The sequence below is a fragment of the Shewanella sp. SM73 genome (assembly GCF_025653795.1).
Taxonomy (GTDB): domain Bacteria; phylum Pseudomonadota; class Gammaproteobacteria; order Enterobacterales; family Shewanellaceae; genus Shewanella; species Shewanella oncorhynchi.
Map to the genome: position 1 here is coordinate 454,838 of NZ_JAKKRY010000002.1, position 26,722 is coordinate 481,559.

At 45.8% G+C, this 26,722-nt stretch carries 21 protein-coding genes; 15 read left to right on the forward strand and 6 right to left on the reverse strand.

Annotated features, from left to right (window positions below):
• Window positions 1–165 precede the first annotated feature (165 nt).
• The 4 genes from L5M51_RS05195 to L5M51_RS05210 all read left to right on the forward strand — a co-directional run bounded on the left by L5M51_RS05195 (window position 166) and on the right by L5M51_RS05210 (window position 4,116).
• The gene (locus L5M51_RS05195) at window positions 166–288 is read left to right on the forward strand and encodes a hypothetical protein (protein WP_105250371.1); all 123 of its coding nucleotides are present in this window, start codon (window positions 166–168) and stop codon (window positions 286–288) included.
• 279 nt (window positions 289–567) lie between these two features.
• On the forward strand, window positions 568–1,524 hold the full coding sequence (locus L5M51_RS05200) for a TAXI family TRAP transporter solute-binding subunit (protein WP_263171879.1): 957 nt from the start codon (window positions 568–570) through the stop codon (window positions 1,522–1,524).
• 108 nt (window positions 1,525–1,632) lie between these two features.
• A complete protein-coding gene (locus L5M51_RS05205; RefSeq protein ID WP_263171880.1) occupies window positions 1,633–3,666 on the forward strand; it encodes a TRAP transporter permease in 2,034 nt (677 codons plus the stop codon).
• Between the two features lie 45 nt (window positions 3,667–3,711).
• Window positions 3,712–4,116: a DUF1850 domain-containing protein gene (locus L5M51_RS05210; protein WP_263148584.1), complete on the forward strand. Its 405-nt coding sequence runs from the start codon at window positions 3,712–3,714 to the stop codon at window positions 4,114–4,116.
• On the opposite strand, the gene L5M51_RS05215 is transcribed toward L5M51_RS05210, so the two are convergent.
• Window positions 4,113–4,832 carry a FadR/GntR family transcriptional regulator gene (locus L5M51_RS05215; protein WP_131524214.1) on the reverse strand — a complete coding sequence of 240 codons (720 nt, stop codon included), beginning with the start codon at window positions 4,830–4,832 and terminating at the stop codon, window positions 4,113–4,115. The two genes, L5M51_RS05210 and L5M51_RS05215, sit on opposite strands and share 4 nt — an antisense overlap.
• Before the next feature lie 279 nt (window positions 4,833–5,111).
• Between L5M51_RS05215 and L5M51_RS05220 the strand changes: the two genes are divergently transcribed.
• The 4 genes from L5M51_RS05220 (at window position 5,112) to L5M51_RS05235 (ending at window position 10,760) form a co-directional block, all read left to right on the forward strand.
• On the forward strand, window positions 5,112–6,347 hold the full coding sequence (locus L5M51_RS05220; RefSeq protein WP_263171881.1) for an OprD family porin: 1,236 nt from the start codon (window positions 5,112–5,114) through the stop codon (window positions 6,345–6,347).
• Window positions 6,348–6,488: 141 nt separating this feature from the next.
• Entirely contained in the window at window positions 6,489–8,225 is a 1,737-nt protein-coding gene (locus tag L5M51_RS05225) for a tannase/feruloyl esterase family alpha/beta hydrolase (RefSeq protein WP_263171882.1), read from the forward strand.
• A 441-nt stretch (window positions 8,226–8,666) separates the two neighbouring features.
• The gene (locus tag L5M51_RS05230; RefSeq protein WP_263171883.1) at window positions 8,667–10,346 is read left to right on the forward strand and encodes an FAD-binding protein; all 1,680 of its coding nucleotides are present in this window, start codon (window positions 8,667–8,669) and stop codon (window positions 10,344–10,346) included.
• Between the two features lie 69 nt (window positions 10,347–10,415).
• Window positions 10,416–10,760, forward strand: coding sequence for a cytochrome c3 family protein (locus L5M51_RS05235; RefSeq protein ID WP_263171884.1), 345 nt, complete (start codon window positions 10,416–10,418; stop codon window positions 10,758–10,760).
• A 124-nt stretch (window positions 10,761–10,884) separates the two neighbouring features.
• Here the strand turns inward: L5M51_RS05235 and L5M51_RS05240 are convergent, their stop codons facing one another.
• Both L5M51_RS05240 and L5M51_RS05245 read right to left on the reverse strand, forming a co-directional pair.
• Entirely contained in the window at window positions 10,885–11,862 is a 978-nt protein-coding gene (locus tag L5M51_RS05240) for a diguanylate cyclase domain-containing protein (protein WP_263171885.1), read from the reverse strand.
• Between the two features lie 142 nt (window positions 11,863–12,004).
• On the reverse strand, window positions 12,005–12,340 hold the full coding sequence (locus tag L5M51_RS05245) for an FKBP-type peptidyl-prolyl cis-trans isomerase (RefSeq protein ID WP_263143341.1): 336 nt from the start codon (window positions 12,338–12,340) through the stop codon (window positions 12,005–12,007).
• Window positions 12,341–12,574: 234 nt separating this feature from the next.
• Between L5M51_RS05245 and trxC the strand changes: the two genes are divergently transcribed.
• Window positions 12,575–12,997, forward strand: coding sequence for a thioredoxin TrxC (trxC, locus tag L5M51_RS05250; protein ID WP_212599577.1), 423 nt, complete (start codon window positions 12,575–12,577; stop codon window positions 12,995–12,997).
• 58 nt (window positions 12,998–13,055) lie between these two features.
• Entirely contained in the window at window positions 13,056–13,490 is a 435-nt protein-coding gene (locus L5M51_RS05255) for a hypothetical protein (RefSeq protein WP_263171886.1), read from the forward strand.
• Window positions 13,491–13,651: 161 nt separating this feature from the next.
• On the opposite strand, the gene L5M51_RS05260 is transcribed toward L5M51_RS05255, so the two are convergent.
• Entirely contained in the window at window positions 13,652–15,052 is a 1,401-nt protein-coding gene (locus L5M51_RS05260) for a DASS family sodium-coupled anion symporter (RefSeq protein ID WP_168827785.1), read from the reverse strand.
• 611 nt (window positions 15,053–15,663) lie between these two features.
• Between L5M51_RS05260 and L5M51_RS05265 the strand changes: the two genes are divergently transcribed.
• Both L5M51_RS05265 and L5M51_RS05270 read left to right on the forward strand, forming a co-directional pair.
• Window positions 15,664–16,830, forward strand: coding sequence for an MFS transporter (locus L5M51_RS05265; RefSeq protein ID WP_263171887.1), 1,167 nt, complete (start codon window positions 15,664–15,666; stop codon window positions 16,828–16,830).
• 261 nt (window positions 16,831–17,091) lie between these two features.
• Window positions 17,092–17,793: a pseudouridine synthase gene (locus L5M51_RS05270; RefSeq protein WP_263171888.1), complete on the forward strand. Its 702-nt coding sequence runs from the start codon at window positions 17,092–17,094 to the stop codon at window positions 17,791–17,793.
• A 161-nt stretch (window positions 17,794–17,954) separates the two neighbouring features.
• Here L5M51_RS05270 and L5M51_RS05275 read toward each other — a convergent pair whose 3' ends face one another.
• On the reverse strand, window positions 17,955–19,436 hold the full coding sequence (locus L5M51_RS05275; RefSeq protein ID WP_263171889.1) for an SO_0444 family Cu/Zn efflux transporter: 1,482 nt from the start codon (window positions 19,434–19,436) through the stop codon (window positions 17,955–17,957).
• Window positions 19,437–19,438: 2 nt separating this feature from the next.
• Entirely contained in the window at window positions 19,439–19,936 is a 498-nt protein-coding gene (gene zntR / locus L5M51_RS05280; RefSeq protein WP_263171890.1) for a Zn(2+)-responsive transcriptional regulator, read from the reverse strand.
• A gap of 352 nt (window positions 19,937–20,288) precedes the next feature.
• On the opposite strand from zntR, the gene purH reads away from it, so the two are divergent.
• From purH to L5M51_RS05295, 3 genes are all read left to right on the forward strand, one after another.
• Window positions 20,289–21,887 (forward strand): bifunctional phosphoribosylaminoimidazolecarboxamide formyltransferase/IMP cyclohydrolase, encoded by a 1,599-nt coding sequence (gene purH / locus L5M51_RS05285; RefSeq protein WP_212599573.1) that lies wholly within the window; start codon window positions 20,289–20,291, stop codon window positions 21,885–21,887.
• Window positions 21,888–21,957: 70 nt separating this feature from the next.
• Entirely contained in the window at window positions 21,958–23,256 is a 1,299-nt protein-coding gene (gene purD, locus L5M51_RS05290; RefSeq protein ID WP_198572017.1) for a phosphoribosylamine--glycine ligase, read from the forward strand.
• A 176-nt stretch (window positions 23,257–23,432) separates the two neighbouring features.
• The gene (locus L5M51_RS05295; protein ID WP_263171891.1) at window positions 23,433–26,666 is read left to right on the forward strand and encodes an ImpA family metalloprotease; all 3,234 of its coding nucleotides are present in this window, start codon (window positions 23,433–23,435) and stop codon (window positions 26,664–26,666) included.
• Window positions 26,667–26,722 lie beyond the last annotated feature (56 nt).

Here is a 26,722-nt window from a genome sequence, read left to right on the forward strand (position 1 = left end):
AATAAATTCATAGATAATTATCAATGATTTTAGATATTTGTAATTTAAAATGTTGTAATTCGAGATAAAAATTTCGCTTCAATCAGGACGTCATGGAATAGGTTCAATTAAGTACGGCTTACATGATTAGCCTGATGAATAACCAAAGAGTACATGGAGTTTTATATGAGTAAAGAGCAAAAAAACCGTAAAGAATCGAAGAAACAACCGCTGATGTCTCCTAAAGAGAAAAGAGCAGCAAAACATGCGAAAAACGCAACTAAAGGTTTCTTAGATAACACTAAATAGTGTCTTGTTATTAGGAGGTTTGTCCTCTAATAACACAAATAGGGTTAACTTAGGTTAGCCCTTTTTATTGCCCGCTTCATTGAACCAACCAAGTTTTACCTCACAATACAACCTTGCTCAAAACAGTCTCAGATCTCAGTTTTGTGATACAAAAGTAGCCGCTATCGACTATAGCCTAATTGACCTTTTCCAGGTTTTATGTAGTTATATTGAGCTGATTACGGTATTTACCGCTCGAAAGACCCTACATAACACTATAAAAAATAAGGATATTTCATAATGAAAATCAAAAAATGTTTTGTCGCCGTCGGCGCAGCAGTGACCCTCACACTCAGTGCTGCTGCTATGGCTGCTGCCCCCGCCTTTATCAACATTCTCACAGGCGGCACCAGTGGTGTGTATTACCCTATTGGCGTTGCACTGTCGCAACTCTACGGCACAGGAATCGAAGGTTCAAAAACCTCAGTTCAAGCAACTAAAGCCTCAGTAGAAAATCTCAATTTATTGCAAGCGGGTCGTGGTGAATTAGCGTTCGCTTTAGGTGATTCAGTCGCAGCAGCATATCAAGGTGATATTGATGCAGGCTTTAAAACGCCGCTGGATAAAATCCGAGTACTTGCCTCGGCTTATCCTAACTACATTCAAATCGTCGCCAATAAAGAGTCTGGCATTAAAACCTTGGCCGATTTAAAGGGAAAACGCATCTCAGTGGGTGCCCCTAAATCAGGGACAGAACTCAATGCCAGATCGATTTTCAAGGCTGCGGGACTAAGTTACGAAGACATGGGGAAAGTCGAGTTTTTACCCTATGCCGAATCCGTTGAGCTAATCAAAAATCGTCAATTAGACGCCACGTTACAATCTTCCGGTCTCGGCATGGCTGCTATCCGTGACTTAGCTGCGACTATGGCAATCAACTTTGTTGAAATTCCAGAAGATGTGATCGCTAAGATTAACAATCCCGCCTATCAACATGGCGTGATCCCAGCATCGACCTATGAAGGCCAAACCACCGACGTTTCTACCGTCGCCATTCAAAATTTACTGGTGACTCAAAGCGGTGTATCGGATGATTTAGCCTATCAGATGACAAAACTCATGTTCGAGCACTTAGACCGACTCGGTAACGCGCACTCCGCCGCGAAGACCATCAGCGTAGATAAAGCGACGAAAAATCTGCCAATACCACTGCACCCAGGTGCAGAACGTTATTACAAAGAAGTTGGTGCACTCTAAGTTTTACTGATATCTGTGCATCCTATTCCAAACTAAGCAATTGAGATGCCGTTAAATAACGGCATCTCGTTTATATCATCTCTGTAGTCTAATGCTGTGAGGCATAATATGAGTGATCCCCAACAAGGTCTCAGCGCAAATACTGGCGATTGGCCCAAGGCTCTATTTTATACAGCCCTAATTTTTTCTATTTTTCAAATCATCACTGCCGCTTTTCATCCCGTCTCGACTCAAGTACTGCGTGCCACCCATGTGGGCTTTTTACTGTTAGTGGTTTTTTTAAGTTATCCCGCTAGAGGAAAATCTCAGCCTTGGCAGCCACTCGCTTGGCTACTCGGTCTAGCTGGCATTGCCACAGCGGCTTATCAGTGGTATTTCGAAGCCGACTTAATTCAACGTTCAGGCGATCTGACCGATGCGGATATAGTGATAGGTATCACTTTGATCGTATTAGTGTTTGAAGCAGCGCGCCGAGTCATGGGCTGGGCGCTACCTATCATCTGTAGCATCTTTTTGATGTATGGCTTATTTGGCCAATATTTACCCGGTGACTTAATGCACCGCGGCTATGGATTCGATCAGATCATCAATCAATTAGCCTTCGGTACCGAAGGGCTATACGGCACACCAACCTATGTGTCGGCGACATATATATTCCTGTTTATTCTCTTTGGCTCCTTTTTAGAACAAGCCGGCATGATCCGTTTATTTACCGACTTTGCCATGGGATTATTTGGCCACAAGCTCGGCGGTCCTGCAAAAGTTGCAGTAGTGTCATCGGCATTGATGGGGACGATTACAGGATCAGGTGTTGCCAACGTGGTAACAACGGGCCAATTTACCATTCCACTCATGAAACGATTCGGTTATCGCCCAGCCTTCGCCGGCGGGGTAGAGGCAACATCGAGTATGGGCAGCCAAATTATGCCGCCGATCATGGGTGCAGTGGCCTTTATTATGGCCGAAACCATTAACGTCCCCTTTATAGAGATAGCCAAAGCGGCATTGATCCCTGCGCTACTTTATTTCTGCTCCGTATTTTGGATGGTGCATTTAGAAGCCAAACGCGCCAATCTCTGTGGCCTGCCTAAAGATCAGTGCCCTAATCCATGGGCGGCAATTAAAGAGCGTTGGTATCTCCTTATCCCCTTGTTTATTTTAGTCTACTTGCTGTTTTCAGGTAGAACGCCGCTGTTCTCAGGCATGGTAGGACTCGCCCTCACATCGATAGTGATTTTAGGCTCAGCCATAGTACTGCGACTTTCCTCAATGGCGATGCGGATTGCCTTTTGGATTGCCCTTGGCATCCTATGCGCTGGCTTCTTCCAACTCGGGATCGGGGTCGTATTTGGGGTTATCGCCTTATTAGTCGCCATTTGTTGGTTTATTAAAGGTGGCAGAGATACTCTCACCATCTGCTTGCATGCACTGGTAGAAGGCGCCCGTCATGCCGTGCCTGTGGGTATCGCCTGTGCTTTAGTCGGTGTGATTATCGGCATAGTGTCACTGACAGGAATTGCCTCGACCTTCGCGAGCTATATTCTTGCCGTTGGCCAAGATAACTTGTTCTTATCACTCGTGTTAACTATGGTCACTTGCCTAGTGCTCGGCATGGGGATCCCCACAATCCCTAACTACATTATTACTAGCTCGATTGCCGCTCCCGCATTACTCGACCTCGGTGTGCCACTGACTGTGTCGCATATGTTTGTATTTTATTTCGGCATCATGGCCGATCTCACGCCTCCCGTTGCCTTAGCCTGTTTTGCCGCGGCGCCAATCGCTAAGGAATCAGGCCTTAAGATCAGCCTTTGGGCAATCCGTATCGCCATTGCAGGTTTTGTGATCCCCTTTATGGCGGTTTACGATCCCGCTTTGATGCTTCAAGGTGATAGCTGGTTAGCCACTGGGTTTGTCTTGCTAAAAGCGACTGTGGGTATTGGTATTTGGGGCGTCATCTTTACCGGATATCTATTACAAAAACTCTACTGGTGGGAACGCGTTATCGGCTTCCTTGCGGGTGCGAGCTTAATTCTTGCTACGCCGTTAAGTGATGAAATTGGCTTTGGGCTCGCGCTGCTATTTATCGTGCAACACAGCTGGCGAGCACGCAAACTCAAACGTCTTGCAGAGCAAGGATAATCTCTTGATATTATTGGTTATTAATCAGCCATTGAAGGTAAACAGATGCTAGGCCTGTGCTTAGGCCTAGCGGGCACGCTGTGGGCCCAAGTGCCCACAGACAACTTCACCTTGGCATGGAACCACAGCATAGAAAAAATTCGCTGGGAGGAAGACTATAACGTCACGCCACAAGGATTAGTGTTGGTCGAAGCAAGAGTGAAAGGTACGGGTGCAGGAATGGAAATCCCAGATGATGCCTATCTTAAAAATGGCAGCTGGCATTATCAGCCCAAGCTGCCCATTTTGCCTGTGTTGCGCTTAGGTCGCACGCCCGAAGCAGGGGATTTTGAACTTTGCTTCACTCAAATCTCAGGAAAAGTGCAATGCCAAGCCATGAGTCATTGGATTGGCGTACCCAACAAACAAACAGCCACGGTTGAACTTTGGGGTTGCAACTCTTTGCCTTAAGCGCGTTTATCCATATATTTACGCTCAATTTCTATTAGGCGCTGATTAAAATCCTCAAGGTGTGCAAACATTTCGGCCTCAGCTTTCGCCCCATCTTTTGCGATAACCGCTTCGACAATGACATCATGCAAGCCTAAAGGATGAATTTCATCAGTCGGTGGCTGAAACTTAGTCGTTTGATTACTTAATAAAACCAACAAGGATTTTACGATCGCTTCTAAAAAGCGATTTCCAGACATTTCAGCGAGCAAATAATGTACTTGAGATCGCAATATGACAGTTTCGGGATAAGCCAATGAGTCACTTTCATGACTATTCGCCTCTTGCAAAGCTTTAGCTTGCTCTGGAGTGCAATTTTTAGCAGCCATTCTAGCCACTTGCGGTTCAATCAGCATGCGTGCTTGACACAGTTCAGGAAGGGAAAGTTTCCCCATTAGAAATAAATCTTGGCAAGCATCACTTAAACGTTCAAAGGTTAAGTGCTTAACAAATGCGCCACCTGTTGCACCTTGGCGAATCTCCACTAATCCACCCGCTTCGAGGCTTTTGATCGCCTCTCTCACCACAGTGCGACTAACTTGAAATAATTCTATTAATTCGCGCTCAGAGGGTAATTTATCGCCAGCCTTATATTCGCCATCTAAAATAGCATTTTTCAGTTGCTGCCCGACTTCACTCGATGCTCTTATCTGCTTAATTGGCTTGAAGATATGCACTTGATTATCCCAAATATGCTTAGTGTCGCCATACTAGCATAAAACCGCATTAACGCAGAAAAAGTACTCTCATCTTTCCTACATTAGTGATTAAAAAACATTCACATTTGTTGATCCAAGTAACATCTGTGCGAATTTCGTAACTAGTTTCTCATATTCATCCTAACTTCGTTGTCGACATTAGTCATACGTCATACATTTAACCTAAGAATGTTAAACATAATTTCTTTAACTAGCTCAGACAATTCTGATCAGGGCTTACTAATAATAGGGAAGATGATGATGAAAAAATCTTATTTATCTTTGCTTGTGCTATCTACGCTAGCGATTCCTGCTACAGCAGATACCAGCATTGATCAAATGTTTAGCCAAGGGACATTAAAGGGCGAACTACGCCTATTCGACTTTACCCGTGACTATGATACGACTAACACCAAACATGACACCTCATTCGGCGGGCTGTTTTACTACAACACTGCAAAGGTAAATGGGATCAGTTTTGGCACTAGCTTCGCGTCGGCAAACCCTATTTGGATCAACGACTCTGATGATGTTTATGGTTTAGTCGCCCGTGATGCCAACGGTGACCATAACGACGTTAACCGCTTACAAGAATATTTTGTCCAAGGCGATTGGTGGGATACTCAATTCAAATTAGGTGCACAAGAACTGCGCACACCAATGATGAATCCCCATGACATTCGTGCGATCCCACGAACTTTTCGCGGCTTTTCAGCAGAAAATAAGAGTGTTGATAATCTAACGTTATCAGCACTCTATATTACAGATTCCATGGGGTGGTCTGACAATAGCTTCGTATCCGTAAAAGAGGCGGTACAAAGCGAATTAGCAAGAGCGGGTATTGTGGCAGATGTTGCCGATAACCCAGTTTATGCCCTAGGTGCTAAATATCAATTGCCCTTTAAGACAGTCCAAACTGAAGCCCATCTTTGGCACTACAGCATGGAAGATGTTTTCAATCAAACCTATGCCAAAGTGAAACTAGCCGCTGATGTTGGTCCAACGAATTTGTACTTAACACCTTCCTATTTAACTCAACAGGCAATAGGTGAAGAAACCGGCGGCCCACTCGATACCTATCAATATGGCTTCCATCTAGGCGCCAAATTGGCGGGGGCAGATCTCACTTATATGTACGCCAAAACTGGGGATGACACAGTACTGACCCCATGGGGCGATGAAAAAGTGGTCATTCAACAGGTATATCAATCTGCACGGGCGAATGAAGAGGTCAACGCGTTAAAGCTGGCCTATGACTTTGAAAAATTAGGTGCGAGTGGATTAGAAGCCTATGCCTTCTATGGGCAGTACGATGTGCCAGAGGGGACTGCGTCAGATTTTAATGAAACAAACTTTTCAATCGCCTATAAATTTTCAGGCATGTTATCGGGCCTAGGTCTTAAGGCGCGTTATGCCATGGTCGATTTTGATCAAGCTGAAGATCTTGACGATCTGCGTTTATATGTCACTTATAAATTTGCCTTAGGTAAATAGTTCATCAGTTTTAACTCCCCTGCACCAAACCTTATACGGGTGTATCAGCCTTGTTCGATACACCCAATTTTTGTACCGCAAAATCACCGATACCCAAGTAAAAGTTGCGGTAAACACTTTGACTTAAGGATTGAGATTATAATGGAAACAAAGAATTACTTACTTATTCCAGCCGTTGCTATGTCATGTTTTTTATTTAGCGGATGTGGAAATAACGATAACGCCGAAACCCCATTACCACAGTTAGCTCAGGCCACACCCGCCACACTGAATCTATGTAGTGAAATTGCTGCACAATATAGTTTCAAAAATACTGTGATAACGAATTCACAAATTATTGCGGCAGGAAATGTTCAATATAACGCCACTGAAAGTTACCGAGCACCGGAACATTGTTTAGTGACAGGCTATATGAATGAGAGGATGGGAACTGGCATTGCGGGAGAGACTCGCTATGCGATTGGCTTTGAAATGCGTTTGCCCACTAACTGGAATGGTCGATTTTATTATCAAGCCAACGGCGGTCTCGATGGTTCGGTCGCTAAGGCTGTAGGCCGAATAGTGTTTTCCGCAGGCCCAGATTCTGCCGCCCTCAATGAAGGGTTCGCCGTCATAAGTTCTGATATGGGGCATCCAGCGCCAACCCCTTTCTTTGGGTTAGATCCTCAAGCAAGGCTTGACTATGGTTACAATGCTGTTGCCGAGTTAACGCCAATGGCGAAAGGTTTAATAGAAAAAGTATATGGTAAACAACCTGATAGATCATATTTTGCCGGTTGTTCTAACGGCGGTAGACACACTATGGTCGCGGCCAGTCGTTTTGCCGATATGTACGATGGCTTTCTGGTAGGCAATCCAGGATTTAACTTACCTAAAGCTGCAGTAGCGCAAATGTATGGTGTTCAGGAGTATTCAAAGCTGGTTGAATTTGATGGTCCTGATATTTTAGCCACACTACAAACCGCCATTACCCCTGAAGAATTCACTCTCGTTTCCCAAAAAGTCCTCGAGCAGTGTGATGCCCTTGACGGCGTGAGCGATGGCATGATTACCGACACTTATTCCTGCCAAAAGACCTTTGACCTTGAACGTGATGTTCCAACCTGTTCAAGTGGCAGAGATAATACCTGTTTAACCGCAGAGCAAAAGCAAGTACTCGGCAATATCATGGCTGGCCCCCATAACAGCAAGACAGGTGAAGCCATTTATACTGACTTCCCATACGATGCGGGTATCGGCGCATCTGGTTGGGCTTCCTGGGAATATAATATGGCGCTCAATCGAGACCCCGGTGCCGTTGGTTTTATTTTTAGTTCGCCACCAACCCCCTTTAATGGTGCAACTGAACAATCCAGTTTGGAATTTGTGCAATCATTTAGCATGGATGAGGATGCCCAACGGATCTATGCCACGGATTCGGTTTACTCCGAATCGGGTATAGACTTTATGACACCACCCCAGCCAACGGATCTTTCGGTCATAAAAAATCGCGGCGCTAAGATGATGTTGTTCCATGGAACATCTGACCCCGTATTTTCAGCCAATGATACAGTGAACTGGTATAACGAATTAGCCGAGGCCAATGCTGGGCACGCAGAAACCTTCGCCCGTTTATTCCTTATCCCAGGGATGAATCATTGCGGCAGCGGTCCTACCACAGATAAATTTAACATGATCCGCGCATTGGTTGACTGGGTTGAAAAAGGAGTCGAACCCCAAAATATCACGGCTTCAGTGCGCCCTGAAAATGCCGAATTACCCACTGATTGGTCAAAAAGCAGAACTCGGGTCCTCTGCCCATACCCACAATTCGCAAAATACAATGGTATAGGCAATGTTGAAGATGCCGCCAATTTTACCTGTGTATCACCTAAATAATCCCTAGGGCATTAAAGCCCAAAGGCCACCTCAATATTGTTGAGGTGGCCTACCTCAAATCATGTTTATTTATAAATAGTCCCTATTTGTTAACGACTTAAACATGCATAAAATCAGACGCTCATATTTCCCGCGTCGCCAAACTTATTCATTCAATAAAGTCCTATATTAGATTGTTTTAAAAAGAATAATCACATTCATCGCTCAAAACTCCAGCATTTTGTGAAGCACTGCAAAGATGTAATTAATACCTCTTTTGGTTTATTGTCATATGTCATACATTTAAACGTATGTTGTTAATGAATGAGAATTTAATCACTTTCACGCAACTGCACTTCTAGTTTTTAAAGCAAACAAATCACATGCGGTTATGGCCAGATCCATTGTCGTTGCTAACGATGTCATATCGACCTTAGCAATGAGGACCCAAGGAGTATCAAAATGAGTAAAGAGCATTCACAGAAACCGAAAGAAATCGATCAATACACTGCTAGCGTGCTTCAGAATGGTATATCTCGAAGAAGTTTCCTAACTCGAGCTGCAGTGGGAAGTGGTGGCTTAGCCTTTGCAAGTCTTGGTATTGCTTCAGCGAGTGCTGCACCACTTCAAGTTGGCACTGAATATGGCGAAATTGGCGGCGCAACGCTCAATTTTCTACTTAAGCCAAAACCGATTGCCGATAAAGATATTGCAACAACCCAAACCTTTGATGTCGTCGTCGTCGGTGCTGGAGCCTCTGGTGTGCCTGCGGCTCTATCCGCCAGAGAAAGTGGTGCAACCGTTGCTTGTTTACAAAAGCAAGCCATTCCAGTCTCTCAAGGAAACACTGGTTCAGGGATTGACCTGAAAAACAGTGATAAATCAGCAATTGAAGCTTTAGTTAGCCGTTTAATGGCGGATAACGCGCACCGTTCACATCCCGGTCTTCTTAAGCAATGGGCTTACAATTCAGGTGAAGCTGTCACTTGGGTTATCGATAGAGTGAAACAAGGTGGCGGCCAGATTGTTGACCAAGGTACCAAAGTGCAGCACGGTATTCGCGGAATTGCTGATACTGATGACCGTTTAAATTTTATCACTTCTTTCTGCGGCCCTAAACCCTACACCACGGGTGATGCTATGCGCGCATTAGCTAAAACAGCGGAAAAAGCAGGCGTTAAGTTTTTCTTTAATACTCCTGCACAACAATTAATCCAGGATGAGTCAGGAAAAGTCATCGGCGTCATTGCTCAAACTCGTGATGGTAAGTACCACAAATACATGGCGAAGAAAGGTGTCATTCTGTCCTCTGGTGACTATCAAAATAACAAAGCCATGTGTGACTTCTTCATCCCCGAACTGAAAAACTTTGAACGTAAACAAATGGATCGTACCGGTGACGGTTTTGCTATGGCCTATTGGGCTGGCGGCGTTATTGAACCTGTTGGACATACCAAAATGTTGCACGACTTCGATGCCGGCCCGGCATCCATGTGTGACATGCCATTCTTAGCGGTAAACCGTAAAGGTGAGCGCTTTGTGAATGAGAAGGTTGAGATGTCTCTAATGAATAACTACTTGAAAGATGAGCAGAATGCCGGACATTACTCACAAGTATTTGATTCTGACTATATGACGCAAGCGAAGGATTGGCCTGGCCACCTCTATTCTCCTGAAGAGCTTAAAGTTTATATGCCTGAAGTTCCTGGTGAGAAAACAGGAGTATTTCCCTCTTTGATCAACACCCATTCAGCTAACACATTAGAAGAATTGGCTGTGAAGTTAGAGTGCGATCCAAAAACCTTTGTTGCCAGCGTTAACCGTTATAACGAGCTGTGCAAAAAAGGTAAAGATGAGGACTTCGGTAAACCTAGAAGCAAAATGGTACCAGTGCTCAAACCACCGTTTTACGGTATTCACCGTCGTATGCGTATTTCTACTTTATGTTCAGGAATTCTCGTTAACGACAACCACCAAGTACTTGATGCCGATGGTAAGGAAATTCCAGGTTTATTCATTGTTGGTAACCTAGGAGCAGGTTTCTATGGTGGCGTTGACTATCCATTAACGGTATTTGGCTTGTCTTTAGGTCGCTGCTACACCTTCGGCTATTTAGCTGGCAAATATGTAGCAAAACTATAGAACACATAGTCATCAATAATGGATGCCTCACATTTTGGCATCCTGTGAAATGAATAATGGGATCAAACAATGAAAAACTTAACAATTATATTGGCTATTATTTTGGGTATTTTCGCTGGCAGCGCGTTCGCTAAAGAGAGTACTTTACTCGATCAAACTCATATGGCGAAAGGGCTTAAATGTGCAAGCTGCCATGGTGCAGAAGAACGACAAGCCATCCCTATGCTCAAGTGTGTACAATGCCACAACACTAAGAAATTAGCGGAAAAAACGGCGGATGTAAAACCAACCAATCCTCATAAAAATCGCCACTTCGACACAGAAACTGATTGCAGTAAGTGCCACCATGTACACAAAAAATCTGAAAACTATTGTGTCAGTTGCCATCAACCATTTAATTTTGTAACTCCATAAGCTGATGACACTAAGCTTAAAAAGCTAAAAACAAAAAACCACCATTAAAGGTGGTTTTTTGTTCGAATAAGGCACTGTAACCAAACCTAAATGAAGTATTACTAAGATCTGCAGGCTTGGATCATTATTCCGACGACTGATAAAAACAATATCCATGCTTTCCTTGGTGTTTCACGCGATACATGGCGGCATCAGCGCGATCACAACTCTCAGCAAAACTATCACCATAGCCAAATATATCAATACCGATACTCAGGCCTACCTCTACTTCACAACCTTCTAGCAGGAATTTATCTCGATAAACATCGAGCAATGATTGTGCGAGCGCCCCTAAAGATTCACGATCAAATGACGGCAGTAATATCACAAACTCGTCACCCCCTAACCGTGCGATCTGCGCAAATTCACCGGCGTGAGATACCAAAGTATGCGCAACGTGCATCAACAGGCTGTCACCAAACTTATGGCCGTGACGGTCATTTAACGCTTTAAAACCATCAAGGTCGATAAAAAATAACGCACCGCGAATACCTGGTAGCGAAGATTCATCGAATACTTTGGCAATAGCTTGGCGATTCATTAAGTTGGTGAGTGGATCACTGTGGGCTAAACGGGCTAAATCTATTTCGTAGCGCTTTTCTTGAGTAATATCGATATGGCTGCCCATCATTCGCAATGGTGTTCCATCAGCTAAGCGCTCGACAATACGCCCACGATCGGACACCCAGGTTATGCTGCCATCTTTGTGTAGCATTCTGTGAACTGCTTGATAGTAATCGGCTTGACCATTCACATGATCTTCAAAGGCTTTTATCACCCATTCTTTATCTTCGGGGTGTAATTTACTTTTCCAGATATCAACATGGGCAGCAAACTCTTCAGGACTAAACCCGAGCATTTCGCCCCAGCGCATGTTAAATATGGTTAAATTTCCGCTTGGAATATGCTGTTCCCATAGACATAAACCATTACCATCGAGGGCCGCAAAGAGTTTTTCTTCGGCACGATAATTCAACGCCGCTAAATGAGCGTTTTCACTTTTTAGCTGAGCGATCTCAGCCTGAAGTTGCGCAATTAACTCTGCTGCAGTATCCGAAGCCACGACAAATCTCTTTCCATTAAGTGGGAAAATTGAGTCCAGTGTAAATCACCCAATGCCGAAGCAACATAGCGAAGAGTGCAAGATGAGCCAGAATCATATTGGCTCAATCGAGCTTACACAGACTCTCGCAGTCCTGTCACGCTTAGTCGCGAGTCAGCACTTCGAGCAATTCGATCTCAAAGGTGAGATCAGAATTTGGTTTGATATGAGCCCCCACTTGACGCTCGCCATAGGCTAAGTGAGCTGGGACTAACAACTTACGTTTGCCACCGACTTTCATCCCCATAATACCTTGATCCCAGCCTTTAATCACACGGCCAGTACCAATTACACATTGAAACGCCTGACCACGATCATAGGATGAATCGAATTGGGTACCATCCTGCAAAAATCCACGATATTGGGTGGTGATCAGTGCGCCTTTTACCGCTTCTTTTCCTTCGCCCACTTGCAGCTCGATTACTTCTAATTCAGTCATATCTTCATTCTCTTTTCTTGTTCGCACTTAGGGCGTGATATTCAACTTTGCGCGGGATTTTATCACCGACGAGCGGGCTTGTCGGCGCAATCTAAACATTTCTGCAGCTCGGTTCACTTCTTTATCCTTAATAATAAGGTCATCATGGGCGATAACATCATCACTCGCTCTTTAAATTACTGTCGGTTCGCCCAATATATAAGTCATATAAACGTTTTATTTTGGAGCTTTGCCATGATTATTGCCTGCCCCCATTGCGATACGTTAAACCGCGTTCCCGATGAGCGTTTAAACCAACAACCCACTTGCGGTAAATGTAAGCTCAGTGTCTTTACGGCTGCGCCAATTGAACTCAATAGCGCAAACTTTGCCAACCATGCTAATAAATCAGAGCTTCCCCTTGTCGTTGACTTTTGGGCCAGCTGGTGTGGGCCCTGTAAAAGTTTTGCGCCAATATTTTCTGCAGCAGCTAAAACTTGGGAGCCTCAATTTCGCTTCGGTAAAATCAATACTGAAGAACAGCAAGCCCTCGCGGCTCAATTTAATATTCGATCTATTCCAACCTTAATGATTTTTAAACAAGGCCACATACTCACCCAGCAAGCCGGAGCTTTACCCTCCTCAGCGTTTAACCAATGGTTAAATGCCTATAAATAAGAGGATTGAGCTAAGATACAAACGCTCAGCCGAGCTAATTTTGTAAAGGTAACGAAAATTGAAAAAAGCAATGTTCTTACTGGGCGCAGTACTCTTGCTAGTGGTGACAGGATGGGGTTTACAACAACATCTCACAATTGATACTTGTCTCGACAAGGGAGGGACTTGGAACGATGAAACTCAGCAATGCATTCGTCCATTCGAACAAGGGATAGCCTTTACTCGCAGTGATCATAATTCTGCCGAGCCGCAGACAGCTTATGTTTATCTTTCAGAGAATTTACAGCAAGCAGAAGTGTTTTTTGCCATAACAGATAAGCCTATTATTTTACAAGCCGTTACTGTCACTGAAGGCGATACCACTCCCGTATTATATAAAAATGACATTGAACAGATTGATATCATCAATGTAAAAGAAATCTTTTATCTACGTTATCAACATCAAGCAATTTATAGCGCAAATACTTTTAGTCGCAACTTAAGCTCAAATTAAGTGCAAAACATAAGCATAGAGTAAACTTCGAAACACTAAGCCCAAAAACTCGGTACGACTCAGCTAAAAACAAAATCAGTATCCGCCCTATGCTCTTCATAAGGCGAATACTATTCTAGCGGCAACGTTGAAACACAAAGTTGCCATGAACTATATCAGTGTTAAATATCCCAGAAGGTATGGGCGATAATACCCAAGACTATCATACTGATAAAGTTGATGATCATACCCACTCGCACCATTTCCGATTGCTTGATATGGCCAGAACCATAAACGATAGCATTGGGCGGTGTCGCCACCGGCAGCATAAAGGCGCAAGAAGCTGCAATACCAATCAGCACAGATAACATCACAGGCGATATGCCTAATGCCTCAGCAATCGCAGCAAATACAGGCACTAACAGTGCAGCGCTGGCGGTGTTACTGGCAAATTCAGTCAACATCACCACAAAAGCAATCACAGCAAAGACGAACAACGACATGTGGGTGCTACCGAAAATATCTGTCATCCAGTGAGCTAAAAATACGCTGGTGCCAGTCGTTTTTAGTACTGCGCTCAGTGTTAAACCGCCACCAAACAATATGAGTACGCCCCAATCTGTGGTCGATTCAATTTTCTTCCAGCCGACCAAACCTAAGCCCGAGAGTAAAACGACGGCACCTAAGGCGACTATGGTATCAAACTGAGTGATGCCACCTAATGCCTTAGCTAACGGTACACTGAAAATCCAGCAACATACGGTAGTCAGGAAGATAAGCAGAGTAAATTTCCCCTGAAATGTCAGCTTCTGAGCTTCAACATTCACATCAAATTTGGCAGAAAGATCAGGCTTAAAATACCAATACAAGGCAATCAACATCATAGGTAGCATGAGGATAACGGTTGGAATACCAAACTTCAGCCAATCACTAAAACTTAAGCCCACTTGAGCCGCAGCAATCGCATTCGGTGGGCTACCCACTAAAGTACCTATACCGCCGATGTTGGCCGAATAGGCAATCCCGAGCAGAAGGAATACATAGGTGCTGTGGTATTTTTCGCGGTCGAGCTGCTGCAAAATCCCGAGTGCCAATGGCAACATCATCGCCGTGGTCGCGGTATTGCTGATCCACATCGATAGCAACGCAGTTACTCCAAACAGCATCAAACAGGCGATACTGAGTTTGCCCTTAGAGGCTAGCAGCAGCTTTTGCGCTATGAGGGTATCAATCTTTTGATGGTGCAAGGCCGCAGCCAATACGAAACCACCAAAGAATAAGTAAATGATGGGATTGGCAAAGTTACTCATTGCCTCCTTGGTTTCAAACACCCCAAAGAATACGGCGAGTATAGGAACGAGAATCGCAGTGATACTGATATGAATCGCTTCGGTCAGCCAAAGAATCGCGGCAAAGAACAAAATGGCCAGCCCAGTATTCACCCCTTGTTCAAAAGGTAAACCGTAATAAAGTGCAAATAACAGCACAATATCAGCCACTAGGATCAGCATTTTTTTCTTATCGAGCCCCTCGCTGACGGGAGCTTTATTAGGTGGAGCAGTACTTGAATCTGTTAAAGACATGGTTACAACCTTAATACCATTTTATTTTGACGCAAATTTAGGGCATAGATCACACTTGGCAAAGCGGTTTATTTTGTAATTTTATCACTTGGCAACAACATTTATTGCTGAGCTAGCACGCACAAACGGCCGATTAGCGACAATAATCACCAAATTCTGATCGACACCTTTGTTTTAAAATTTCAAACGGACAAAGATCGAACAAAACCTTGCCCACGTTGTAATTTAATTAATGTTTAAAACTGAGATATAGATCACGCCACACTTTTTACCAAGGTGATAATCAACTAACTAATCATACCTTCTGATCATTGGTAGGATTAGGTATTATTCCCGAAATTTGGCACAAAATTGAATGTGTGTAGCGCTAAATCGAATCTAGGTATCGTTGAATATGCACTAAAACTGCGACGCAGTGAACAGCAAGCGACCAACACAAACGTATTGCAACAAGGCAACATAGAAAACCCAATATCTACATGAATAGTAAACACAAATATTATTCACCACCACAGTCAATCTAACTCACTTTACCCTGTTAGCGATCCAGCCTAAAGTCGCGACCGCAACCCTGCCCGCTGTATAATATTTGTCTGTTTTCGGAACCGCCCGTGGAAAAAATTGCCTTAACTCAGTCGGCTCAAAAGCCCAGCCTTTTCGTCCCCGTAGCAGGGTTAAGTTTGTTTGCTTTGGCATCAGGCTACTTGATGAGCTTAATCCCACTGTCGCTCACTTTTTTCGAACTCAGCACCTCACTTGCTCCATTACTGGCCAGTATTTTTTATTTAGGTTTATTACTGGGGGCGCCTTGTATTGCTCCTGTTGTTGCCCGTATCGGCCACAGTAAAGCCTTTATCCTTTTTTTGAATATCCTTCTTTGCAGCGTTGTCGCTATGATATTAATCCCCAAAAGTGGAGTCTGGTTAGCCTCTCGACTTATAGCGGGATTTGCGGTTGCAGGGATTTTTGTGGTGGTTGAATCATGGCTATTAATGGCCGATACCCAAAAGCAACGCGCTAAGCGGCTTGGACTTTATATGACAGCGCTTTATGGAGGCACTGCCTTAGGACAATTAGCCATTGATTATTTAGGTACAAAGGGCAACCTACCTTACCTAGTGGTCATGGGATTATTAGCCGCGGCAAGTTTACCTGCGTTATTGGTAAAACGCGGTCAACCTCAGGTAAGCGAACAACAGTCAATGTCATTGTCTGCGCTAAAAAACCTAAGTCAGCCTGCCATTATGGGATGTTTAGTCTCTGGGTTATTGCTTGGCCCTATCTATGGTTTACTTCCCATCTATGTGGCACTGGATATGGGGCTTGATCAGCAAACAGGACAATTTATGGCCCTCATTATAGTGGGTGGCATGCTAGTACAACCTTTAGTCAGTTATTTATCTCCTCGAGTTAACAAAAGTGGCTTGATAGTAAGCTTTTGCCTACTGGGTGTCGCAGCATTATTGCTACTCACTCAGCATTCAAATATGACACTGATTATTGGATTTCTCTTGCTTGGCGCCAGCGCTTTTGCCCTTTACCCGATTGCAATCAGCTTAGCTTGTGACGACTTGCCTGCTAGCCAAATTGTTTCAGCGACTCAAGTGATGCTATTAAGCTATTCGGTGGGGTCAGTGATAGGCCCATTAGTTGCCAGCAGTTTTGGCCAAACGGAGTTCGGCTTACTCATTTATTTAGGAATATGCTGTATTCTGAGCAGTATTTACATTTTTGCTCAATTACTTATTAACACTAAGCCAAGTTTTTCCTCGCCTTAACAAGTCACATAAAATGCATTGCACTGCGACTCAATAAGCAGCCACTTAATGAACGACATGCTCATCGAGTGGCTCAAATAAAAAATATCTGCGGTCAAATCAACACAAAGCGAACAGCAAGATGATCCACAAAGGTCATAACGTTAAAAATCAGTACGCTCAGTTTTAACATTCAGACAGGGCAGTTGCTTATCCTCCCTAAGTCGCGATAATGCAGCTTACTTAAACACCTGTGCTGATTGTTTTTCCTGAGATTTCACTATGCGCCTCGATAAATTCCTCTGTAAAAGCACAGATCTTGATCGCAAAGCCGCAAGAGTCACCATTCTTGGCGGCTCAATCACAGTCAATGGCGCTATCGTGACAGACTGCGCAATGCAAGTGCATGAAAATAATACTGTCAGCCTTAATGGAAAACCGCTTACGCCACGCCCATCTCGCTATATCATGTTGCACAAACCTGCTAATACCTTGTGCTCAAATGTGGATGGAGCCTACCCTTCGCTATTTCATCTGCTCGATATAGATCGCGCATTTGACCTGCACATCGTTGGCCGCCTAGATGCTGATACCACAGGCTTAGTGCTACTGACTGACGATGGCCGCTGGTCGTTTAATATTATCTCGCCTCAATATCAGTGCGAAAAAATCTATCGTGTTCAACTGCGAGATCCACTCGACAGCGAAGCGACTGCAGCCATAGCCGCAAAGTTTGCCGCAGGGCTAAATCTACAGGGCGAAACCGCCCTCACTCTGCCAGCAACACTGCAGCAAGTGGATGAAAAAACCGTGCTACTCACGCTCACCGAAGGCAAGTTTCATCAAGTCAAAAGGATGTTTGCCGCCGTGGGCAATAAAGTGATTGCCCTACACAGGGCGCAAATTGGTGCAGTGGCCTTAGATATCGATGTAGGGAAATGGCGCAACTTAACCTTGGCGGAGATAAGCACCTTCCCATCCTAATCAATTAACAAGGCTGAAGCCGACAGGCCGCCTACGTTTATCGACGATAAAAAAGTAAACAAATACTGATAGGTTTGCAAATCAATCCCATAAAAAATCCCAGTGTTAGCAACAACACTGGGATGTTTATTTACGCGATAATTTAGCTGAATATGAACCGATTAAGAGCAACAATCGTTGCGGCGAACCCAGCTTCTTGGGATCTTCTCAAAAACCACTTTTGCCATGAGTAATGCCAGCAATATGCCCGAGCTTGCCACTAACCATTGAGGTAACATTTGGTGCTCTTCACCAATTTGTGGCATCACCACAAAACCAAAGGTATTAACCAGATAATTGACCAACATACCGGCCACTAAGGCCACGCCAATCACACCGCCAAGATAGCCCCACAGCGCACGTTTACCTAGCTCTTTAGCCACTATGCCTAAAGTCGCGATATTGGTTGCCGGACCAGCCATCATAAACACGAGTACAGCACCCGGTGACACTCCCGCCAGTAATAATCCAGCGGCAATCGGTGTCGATGCGGTCGCGCAAATATACATAGGCACAGAAACGAGCACCATCACTAGCATAGCTAAAATGCCATCGCCCCATTTAGCCAAAAAGTCAGCCGGCACATAGGTTTGTACCAGAGCTGCGAAAAATAAGCCCACCAGCAGCCACAGCGTAGTATCACGCACTAAATCCGTTGCCGCATATTTAAGGCCAATTCCGATACGACTGAGTACCGATTGCGACTTAAACTCAGTCGCCATATCTTGAGTAGACGCACAGCAGCTATCGCCTGCAGTGTTAGCACTGCCACCACAGCAAGCGCCTTTTTTCACCACCACTATTTTTTCAGGCTCTGTGGTTTGGCTGCCACAACATGACCCCACGCTTTCTGCTTTAGCAGCGTTAACCTTGACCACAGAACCCATAGTTTGAGCAGATCCCATGGTTTGACCGCCAACAGCCATAACACTTGAAGGACCCGCCATTAAGCTCGGCGCCGCCATAGGCGTCATTTTGATCTTCGGCTTTGGCTCGGCTGCAGGTGCATCAACACTGTCATTACCACAGCAGGAAGACTTTACGGGCGTTATCGTAGGCGTAGTCGATGAGCAGCAGCTTTTAACCGCTTCGGCTTTTACCATCTCTGGCTGAGCCACTGATTTTGAGGCGCAGCAAGACGCCACTGACGCCTCACCCTCTAATGGCTTATCTGATTGAGTTTCTACCTTAACCACTGACTTGCCATCGTCATCATCGCGACCAACGAGTAAGCCCGCCACTATCGCACTGGTAATGGCCGCAATCGGTCTAATGATTGCCATAAAAGGACCAAGTAACACATAAGAAACCGCGATGGAATCGACGCCCGTTTCAGGGGTTGAGACTAAAAAGGAGGTGGTGGCTGCTTTAGATGCACCAGAACGACGCAGCCCAACTGCTGCGGGAATAACGCCACAAGAACACAAAGGTAAAGGTGCGCCAAGCAGCGCCGCTTTCACTACGGTTTTAAAACCGTGACCACCGAGCTGCTTTTGCATCCACGCCATTGGCACGAATACTTTTAATAGCCCAGCTAAAATCAGGCCCAGTAACAACCAAGGCGCCGAGTCTAAAAACAGATCAATAAAATTCTTCAGTAACATAATTAATTCCCTGACTCTTCATAAATGGCTTTGCCGTGATTATTCTGTGCTTGGTACTGATTTACATTATGAGAGTGATGCTCAACGCGTACCCGCTCAGTGCTGGACTCCAACGCCTCTAAAATAGAGCAATGTTCGGCGCTACGTGGCCCACCACAGCAAGCATCAGACAAGCTTTGTAAACTCGCTTGAAAATGATTCAGCTCAGCAATTTTGGCCTGTACTTGAGCCAATTTACAATCAACCATACCTTTTACATCGGCACAGACTCGGTTAGATTTATCGAGTTCAATTGACAGCAATTCACTGATTTCATTGAGGGTAAAACCCACAGCTTTCGCCCGTAAAATAAAGCGTAATCGCGCAGCATCGGCCTCGGTATATACTCGATAGCCAGACTCAGTACGGCTCGACGGCGCGAGTAGACCGTGCTTCTCGTAGAATCTTAACGTGTCGGCTTTCACCTCACATAAATCCGCCAATTCACCAATACGATACATGTCTTCATCCTTTGCGAAATAGCCCACAACTCAGGGATCATTTCCAGCATACAACTCAATAATGCAAGTATAAACCTTGGAGCCTACTCCAAGGTCAAGAGGTAATTTTAACTTTACTGAAAGCCAACACGGCAATGCCGCTTTGTTCTGATATGAATATTGTGAAATCACGCAGAAAAAACACCCGTAAATCGAGTTTTACGCTAGAATACGCGCGCTGTGACGAAGGGATAAAAAGTTAGCTAATAAAGTAAAAATAGGACCAAGGGACTTTTGGAAAGCAGTACAACGTTAAGGCTGTTCTGTTTTCCGAAAGATCCTTGAAACTAAAATAACTGGACCCTGTACCCAAATGACTGCTGCAAATAATGCCAGACCCATTCGTCGCGCGCTGTTAAGCGTTTCAGATAAAACCGGAATTCTCGAGTTCGCCAAAGCACTTCACGCCCAAGGTGTGGAACTGTTATCAACTGGCGGCACCGCTCGCCTGTTAGCGGATAACGGCGTGCCTGTTATCGAAGTATCTGATTACACAGGACACCCTGAGATCATGGACGGTCGCGTTAAGACGCTGCACCCTAAAGTGCACGGCGGCATTTTAGCGCGCCGCGGTCTTGATGAAAGCGTGATGGCCGACAACAATATCAATGCCATCGATCTGGTTGCGGTTAACCTTTATCCCTTCGCTGAAACTGTGGCTAAAGCTGGTTGTACCTTAGAAGACGCTATCGAAAATATCGATATTGGAGGTCCAACTATGGTGCGCGCTGCGGCGAAAAACCATAAAGATGTGACTATCGTGGTGAATGCGGCCGATTACGATCGCGTACTTGCAGAAATGACGGCTAACAATGGCTGCACGACCCATGCGACGCGTTTCGATTTAGCGATTGCGGCCTTTGAGCACACTGCGGGTTACGATGGCATGATCGCCAACTACTTCGGTACTATGGTTCCTGCACACAGCACGGACGAATGCTTTGCTGATTCTAAGTTCCCACGCACGTTCAACACCCAATTAGTGAAGAAACAAGACTTACGCTATGGCGAAAACAGCCATCAAGCAGCGGCTTTCTATGTTGACACTAAAATTGATGAAGCTTCTGTGGCTACCGCGATTCAGTTGCAAGGCAAAGCCTTGTCTTACAACAATATTGCCGATACCGATGCCGCCCTTGAGTGCGTAAAAGAATTCTTGGAACCCGCCTGTGTTATCGTTAAACACGCTAACCCCTGTGGTGTGGCCTTAGGTAAAGACTTACTCGATGCCTATAACCGCGCTTATCAAACTGACCCAACCTCAGCCTTCGGTGGCATTATCGCCTTCAACGGCGAATTAGATGCTGCGACGGCGAGTGCGATCGTTGAGCGTCAATTCGTTGAAGTGATTATCGCCCCAAGCGTTAGCCAAGCGGCGCGCGATGTGGTTGCGAAAAAGACCAACGTACGTTTATTAGAATGTGGTCAATGGAATACTAAGACCCAAACCTTAGACTACAAACGTGTTAACGGCGGCTTGCTGGTACAAGATCGCGACCAAGGCATGGTCGGTTTAGAAGACATCAAAGTGGTTTCTAAACGTCAACCGACTGCAAGCGAACTGAAAGACTTAATGTTCTGCTGGAAAGTGGCGAAGTTCGTTAAATCTAACGCCATCGTTTATGCCAAAGACGGCATGACTATCGGTGTCGGCGCTGGCCAAATGAGCCGCGTTTACAGCGCTAAAATCGCCGGCATCAAGGCCGCAGATGAAGGCTTAGAAGTGGTGAACTCTGTGATGGCGTCCGATGCTTTCTTCCCCTTCCGTGACGGTATCGATGCCGCAGCGGCTGCGGGCATTAGCTGTATCATCCAACCGGGCGGCTCAATGCGCGATGCTGAAATCATCGCTGCTGCAGACGAGCACGGCATGGCCATGGTGATGACAGGCATGCGCCACTTCCGTCATTGATAACAACTTAAATCAAACTTGGCCCTAGCGATTAGGGCCTTTTCCTTTGCGATGTATGGGAGTTTTAACCATGAAAGTGTTAATCATTGGTGGTGGCGGCCGCGAACATGCCCTAGCTTGGAAAGCCGCTCAATCGGCTCAAGTTGATACCGTTTATGTAGCACCCGGCAATGCGGGCACAGCCCTAGAACCTAATGTTGAAAATCTGGCGATCAGCGCCACCGACATCCCTGCTCTGCTCGATTTTGCGAAAACCAATAAGATTGAACTGACCATAGTCGGCCCAGAAGCACCACTCGTTATCGGTGTCGTCGATGCCTTCAACGCCGCAGGTTTAGCGATTTTTGGCCCAACTAAGGCCGCAGCCCAACTCGAAGGTTCAAAAGCCTTCACTAAAGACTTTTTAGCCCGCCACAATATTCCTACGGCGGGTTATAAAAACTGCACTGAAATCAGCGATGCCAAAGCTTTCGTGCGTGAATTAACGGCCACAACAGGTTATCCAGTGGTCATCAAAGCTGACGGTTTAGCCGCGGGCAAAGGCGTGATCATCGCCCAAAACCAAGCCGAAGCCGATGCCGCAATTGATGACATGCTCGCCGGTAACAAGTTTGGCGAGGCGGGTTCGCGCGTAGTGATTGAAGAGTTTCTCAAGGGCGAAGAAGCCAGCTTTATCGTGATGGTCGATGGTAAAAACATTCTGCCAATGGCCACCAGCCAAGATCATAAAGCCCGTGATAACGGCGATTACGGCCCAAACACGGGCGGCATGGGCGCTTACTCGCCAGCACCTGTGGTGACTCAAGCGGTACACGATTGGACTGTGGCGAACGTCATTCGCCCAACGGTTGATGGTATGGCGGCAGAAGGCAATATCTACACAGGCTTCCTGTATGCGGGTTTGATGATATCGCCCGATGGCAGCGCCAAAGTACTCGAGTACAACTGCCGCTTCGGCGATCCAGAAACTCAGCCGATTATGATGCGTTTAAAGTCTGACTTAGTGGAACTTTGTTTAGCCGCCACCCGTGGCGAGTTAGATAAAGTGACAGCTGAATACGACGAGCGCGCAGCCGTGGGCGTGGTATTGGCCGCTGGCGGTTACCCAGATGAGTATCGCAAATTTGATGTGATTGACGGTCTCAGCCTTGGCGATAACAATGGCAAAGTGTTCCATGCGGGCACTGAGATGAAAAACGGCCACGTCGTTACCAACGGCGGTCGCGTATTGTGTGCGACGGCACTGGGTAACACAGTCACCGAAGCGCAAAAAGCCGCCTATAAATTGGTTGATGAAATTCACTGGGATGATGTGTATTTCCGTACCGATATTGGTTATCGCGCAATCGCACGTGAACAGCAAGATTAATTAATATCTCTATTAAAAAACCGGCAAGAAGCCGGTTTTTTTGTGCCTGTTTTTTGACAAGCGTCAAATATAACATCATGATTTTCAATAAAATTATATAATTAATTCTATTGAAAACAGGAGCAACAAGATACAATGTCAACCAAATGTTAAATACACAAGGTTCAAGGACTCCCATGAGGATTAGACTACTTTATGCCTACATTGCCATACTGCTTAGCGGATGCGGTGGCGGCTCAGAAGATACTGGCACGACAACACCCACTCAGCCGCCAGTCCAACCTCCCGCGCTGGTGCAATACACCGCCAGCAGCCTATCGGTAATAGGTGGCGCACTGAGTCCAAGCAGCCAAAAAGTGGAGTCTGGCAAAAGCGCTATTTTTAGCATTACAGCCGATACCGGCTTTACACTTGAGGGCATTACTGGCTGTGGTGGCACACTCAATGTGCTGACTTACACCACTGCGGCCATGACGGCCGATTGCACTATCACGCCGACATTTATCAGTAATGCCGAAAATGCCATTAAGCACCAAGACCACAGGCTTGCCAATGCGAGTGAGTTAATTGATTTCAGCATCGCCGAACTCGCTAATATCGACATCAAACGTAAAGCCCAGATAAATCAGCTATATCAAGGTGTCGGTAGCAGCATCTCTTGGCATCCAACCCATGACTCAATTACCTTTTCGAGCTTTATGCCGGAGAACACTTTTACAGTCTTGCCATCAAATGTCGATGGCAGTGGGGAAAGCGCCGTTCGTGGGTTAGTGATGGCGGGCGAGCAACAGGGGCAAAGATATGCGGCCATGGGAGGAAATCTATTTTCTGTCAACACTTCGGCGCAAACTGATACTTTATTGAAAAATCTTTTAGGCTGGCTGACCAAAGGTGCCGATAAAAAAGACGGCCTCAGCATAGTGACCGCCCAAATGCCGAGCAAGGTTGACAGTTGGTACTTTCCCCATAATGAAGGGATCCGCACTTGGCTTACAAACAACTACCCCGCAGCCCATAGCATTAATACAGCAAATACCTGTGACTACAGCGAGTTAAGCAACTGTATCAACACACTGAAACCGGATCTGATTATCATTAGTGACTTAGACCGTCAGTCACTCGGTTTTGCAGGCATAAAAGCCGCGATCGCCAAGGCCAAAGCGGCAGGAATTCCCTTGTTGCTCTCTAACTACTGGCGTAATGAAAGCCCAATACTGTCGCCACTTTACCTTGAGATGGGGCTTTCTACCTCTGGCAATTACTGGTCAAAACTCAATGCCAATAACCTCAGTGTGACCGATATTTTGGTCGAAGACACCGCCCTGGCCAAGGTGAATAATTTGCTCGGTAAGCTTAACGAAGGGCGCTTCGACACCTCAGTACTCAACGACTGCGGCGGTAATTACTTGAGCTGTAATGCTGCCGCCTTTGTTGACTCATTCAAGGCGGGTGCCGATTGGTATCGAGCCAATGCTGAAACCTTAGATAACCATGCTATCGATGTGTTTACCAAAGCAGACTTCCCCTTGATGAAGGCCGGACTGCTGCTCGCCGATAAGTATCGCAGCGAGATTGACTACCCCATAGCCTACAGCGAATACGCCCAGTGGCAGCAGGCCCTGTTTGCCGATTGGACTGTCAGCTATGCCCGCGTCCATAACTTAGCCCAGCCAGATTTAGGTGAATATGTTACCGACAGAGCTAACCTCAGCAAGGGCAGCAATGCGCACTACACTTATCCTGCGACTGTCACAGAACATAAAACCATTAGCGTACCCTATGCAGGCCAATGGACGACCACAGGCTGGTATGCGCTGCCAGGACAAACCATTAAACTGACTCGTCTCGATAGCAGCGCTGCAAATGTGGAGATCAAACTCAACTACCACAGACGCAATACCAACCGTGCCTATGAGCAGAAAATCTACCGCGGTCCATTGGAGTTGGCGCAGCAACGCCTGCGCTTAGCTCAAGGACAAAGTCTTGAATTTTCTTCCCCCTACGGCGGGCCAATTTATCTGTATATCAGTGGTGATACTTCGAGTACTGATGGCGGCGCGTTAAGTGTCGAAGTCAGCGCTGAGCATGTGGCTAAACATCCGACCATTATGGATTTTTCAAACCCTGCAGAAATAGCAACCTTTAACGATCGCATCCAAAATACCGAATTACCCCATGTGGACTTGCGCACCGATGGTGCCGAGCAGCATCTGCGTCGCGACCGCTTTTTAAACGCCATCGGCGGGGATGTACCCGATGTAAACGCGCTACTCAAAAGTATTGTCGATGACCATATCAACAGCGTTTACACCCTTGCGGGGCTTAAGATCCAAGGCAAGAGCTTAAGTGAATCCTTACCTGCCGATGTACTAGCGGCCTGCAAAGGACTGTTTGGCGACGACTGTATCGATAATAGTCTGCATACCCGCACTATCATTCAACACGCGAATTATGACCAAAATGCCCAGTGCGGTGGAGGTTGTAGCGGTAACCCTTGGGACGCAGCATGGAATATCGACCCAACGGGTTGGGGTGATAACCATGAGTTAGGCCACAATCTGCAAACTAACCGTCTCAATGTGCAATATGCTGCGGCAAGTGATCATGATAACTGGGCAGGTTATGGCAGCCGCGCAGGGGAAAACTCCAACAATATCTTCCCCTATGTGGTGAAGTGGAAAACCCATTATCTGCGCGACGGCAATACAGGCACAGTGACCGATGGTCACATGAACCACAAGGATCTCTTTTATGTGTTTATGTCCGATGCCGCAGGTACAACAAACACCAGTGGTAAACGCGTAGTGTTTGGCGCCAATTGTAAGGTGCTCGATGCTGGTGAAGACAGATACACTGCGCCTTGGGCCAGCAATGCTTATGCTGTCCATAACGGTTATCGCATGGCGTTTTACATCCAAATGGCGCTTAAGGCTCACGGCATGACACTCAGTGACGGCACCACTCTGAACAATGGCTTTAATCTCTTTACCTTGCTGTATCAACACAGTCGTATTTTCGGTAAATATGCGAATAACGCCAGTGATTGGGAAGCGAATCGTAGCAAACTGGGCTTTGGCCAATTTTCGTTTGAAGGCAATAGTGTCTACGGTGGCAAAACGGTGAAAGATATTCCGGGCAACGACTTTATGCTAGTGTCTTTGAGTAAACTCACAGGCAAAGATTGGCGCAGCCATTTCGATATGTTAGGCCTACACTACTCAAGCCTTGCGGCCTCGCAAACTGCCGCCAATGCCACATCAGGGGCTATCCCCATGGGCATGTATGAGTTAGAAACCGACTTGCCACCCGCCAATATGAGCCAAGGTTTGACCTTTGTGCCCCTGTCACTCACTGATGGCACTACACAGTGGAAAGGCGTGGGTTCGCCAACCCAGTGCACCAAACCATAAGTGTGCTAAACCTTAATCTCGCTAAGATCATAAACCTCGCTCTGGCGGGGTTTATG

Excerpts from the sequence above, each read along its gene's own strand:
- L5M51_RS05260 (WP_168827785.1), bottom strand. The coding sequence starts at position 15,052 with ATGTCTTTAACAGATTCAAGTACTGCTCCACCTAATAAAGCTCCCGTC.
- L5M51_RS05195 (WP_105250371.1), top strand. The coding sequence starts at position 166 with ATGAGTAAAGAGCAAAAAAACCGTAAAGAATCGAAGAAACAACCGCTG.
- zntR (WP_263171890.1), bottom strand. The coding sequence starts at position 19,936 with ATGTATCGTATTGGTGAATTGGCGGATTTATGTGAGGTGAAAGCCGAC.
- trxC (WP_212599577.1), top strand. The coding sequence starts at position 12,575 with ATGATTATTGCCTGCCCCCATTGCGATACGTTAAACCGCGTTCCCGAT.
- purD (WP_198572017.1), top strand. The coding sequence starts at position 21,958 with ATGAAAGTGTTAATCATTGGTGGTGGCGGCCGCGAACATGCCCTAGCT.
- L5M51_RS05275 (WP_263171889.1), bottom strand. The coding sequence starts at position 19,436 with ATGTTACTGAAGAATTTTATTGATCTGTTTTTAGACTCGGCGCCTTGG.
- L5M51_RS05205 (WP_263171880.1), top strand. The coding sequence starts at position 1,633 with ATGAGTGATCCCCAACAAGGTCTCAGCGCAAATACTGGCGATTGGCCC.
- L5M51_RS05230 (WP_263171883.1), top strand. The coding sequence starts at position 8,667 with ATGAGTAAAGAGCATTCACAGAAACCGAAAGAAATCGATCAATACACT.
- L5M51_RS05295 (WP_263171891.1), top strand. The coding sequence starts at position 23,433 with ATGAGGATTAGACTACTTTATGCCTACATTGCCATACTGCTTAGCGGA.
- L5M51_RS05245 (WP_263143341.1), bottom strand. The coding sequence starts at position 12,340 with ATGACTGAATTAGAAGTAATCGAGCTGCAAGTGGGCGAAGGAAAAGAA.
- L5M51_RS05220 (WP_263171881.1), top strand. The coding sequence starts at position 5,112 with ATGATGAAAAAATCTTATTTATCTTTGCTTGTGCTATCTACGCTAGCG.
- purH (WP_212599573.1), top strand. The coding sequence starts at position 20,289 with ATGACTGCTGCAAATAATGCCAGACCCATTCGTCGCGCGCTGTTAAGC.
- L5M51_RS05200 (WP_263171879.1), top strand. The coding sequence starts at position 568 with ATGAAAATCAAAAAATGTTTTGTCGCCGTCGGCGCAGCAGTGACCCTC.
- L5M51_RS05270 (WP_263171888.1), top strand. The coding sequence starts at position 17,092 with ATGCGCCTCGATAAATTCCTCTGTAAAAGCACAGATCTTGATCGCAAA.
- L5M51_RS05210 (WP_263148584.1), top strand. The coding sequence starts at position 3,712 with ATGCTAGGCCTGTGCTTAGGCCTAGCGGGCACGCTGTGGGCCCAAGTG.
- L5M51_RS05235 (WP_263171884.1), top strand. The coding sequence starts at position 10,416 with ATGAAAAACTTAACAATTATATTGGCTATTATTTTGGGTATTTTCGCT.
- L5M51_RS05225 (WP_263171882.1), top strand. The coding sequence starts at position 6,489 with ATGGAAACAAAGAATTACTTACTTATTCCAGCCGTTGCTATGTCATGT.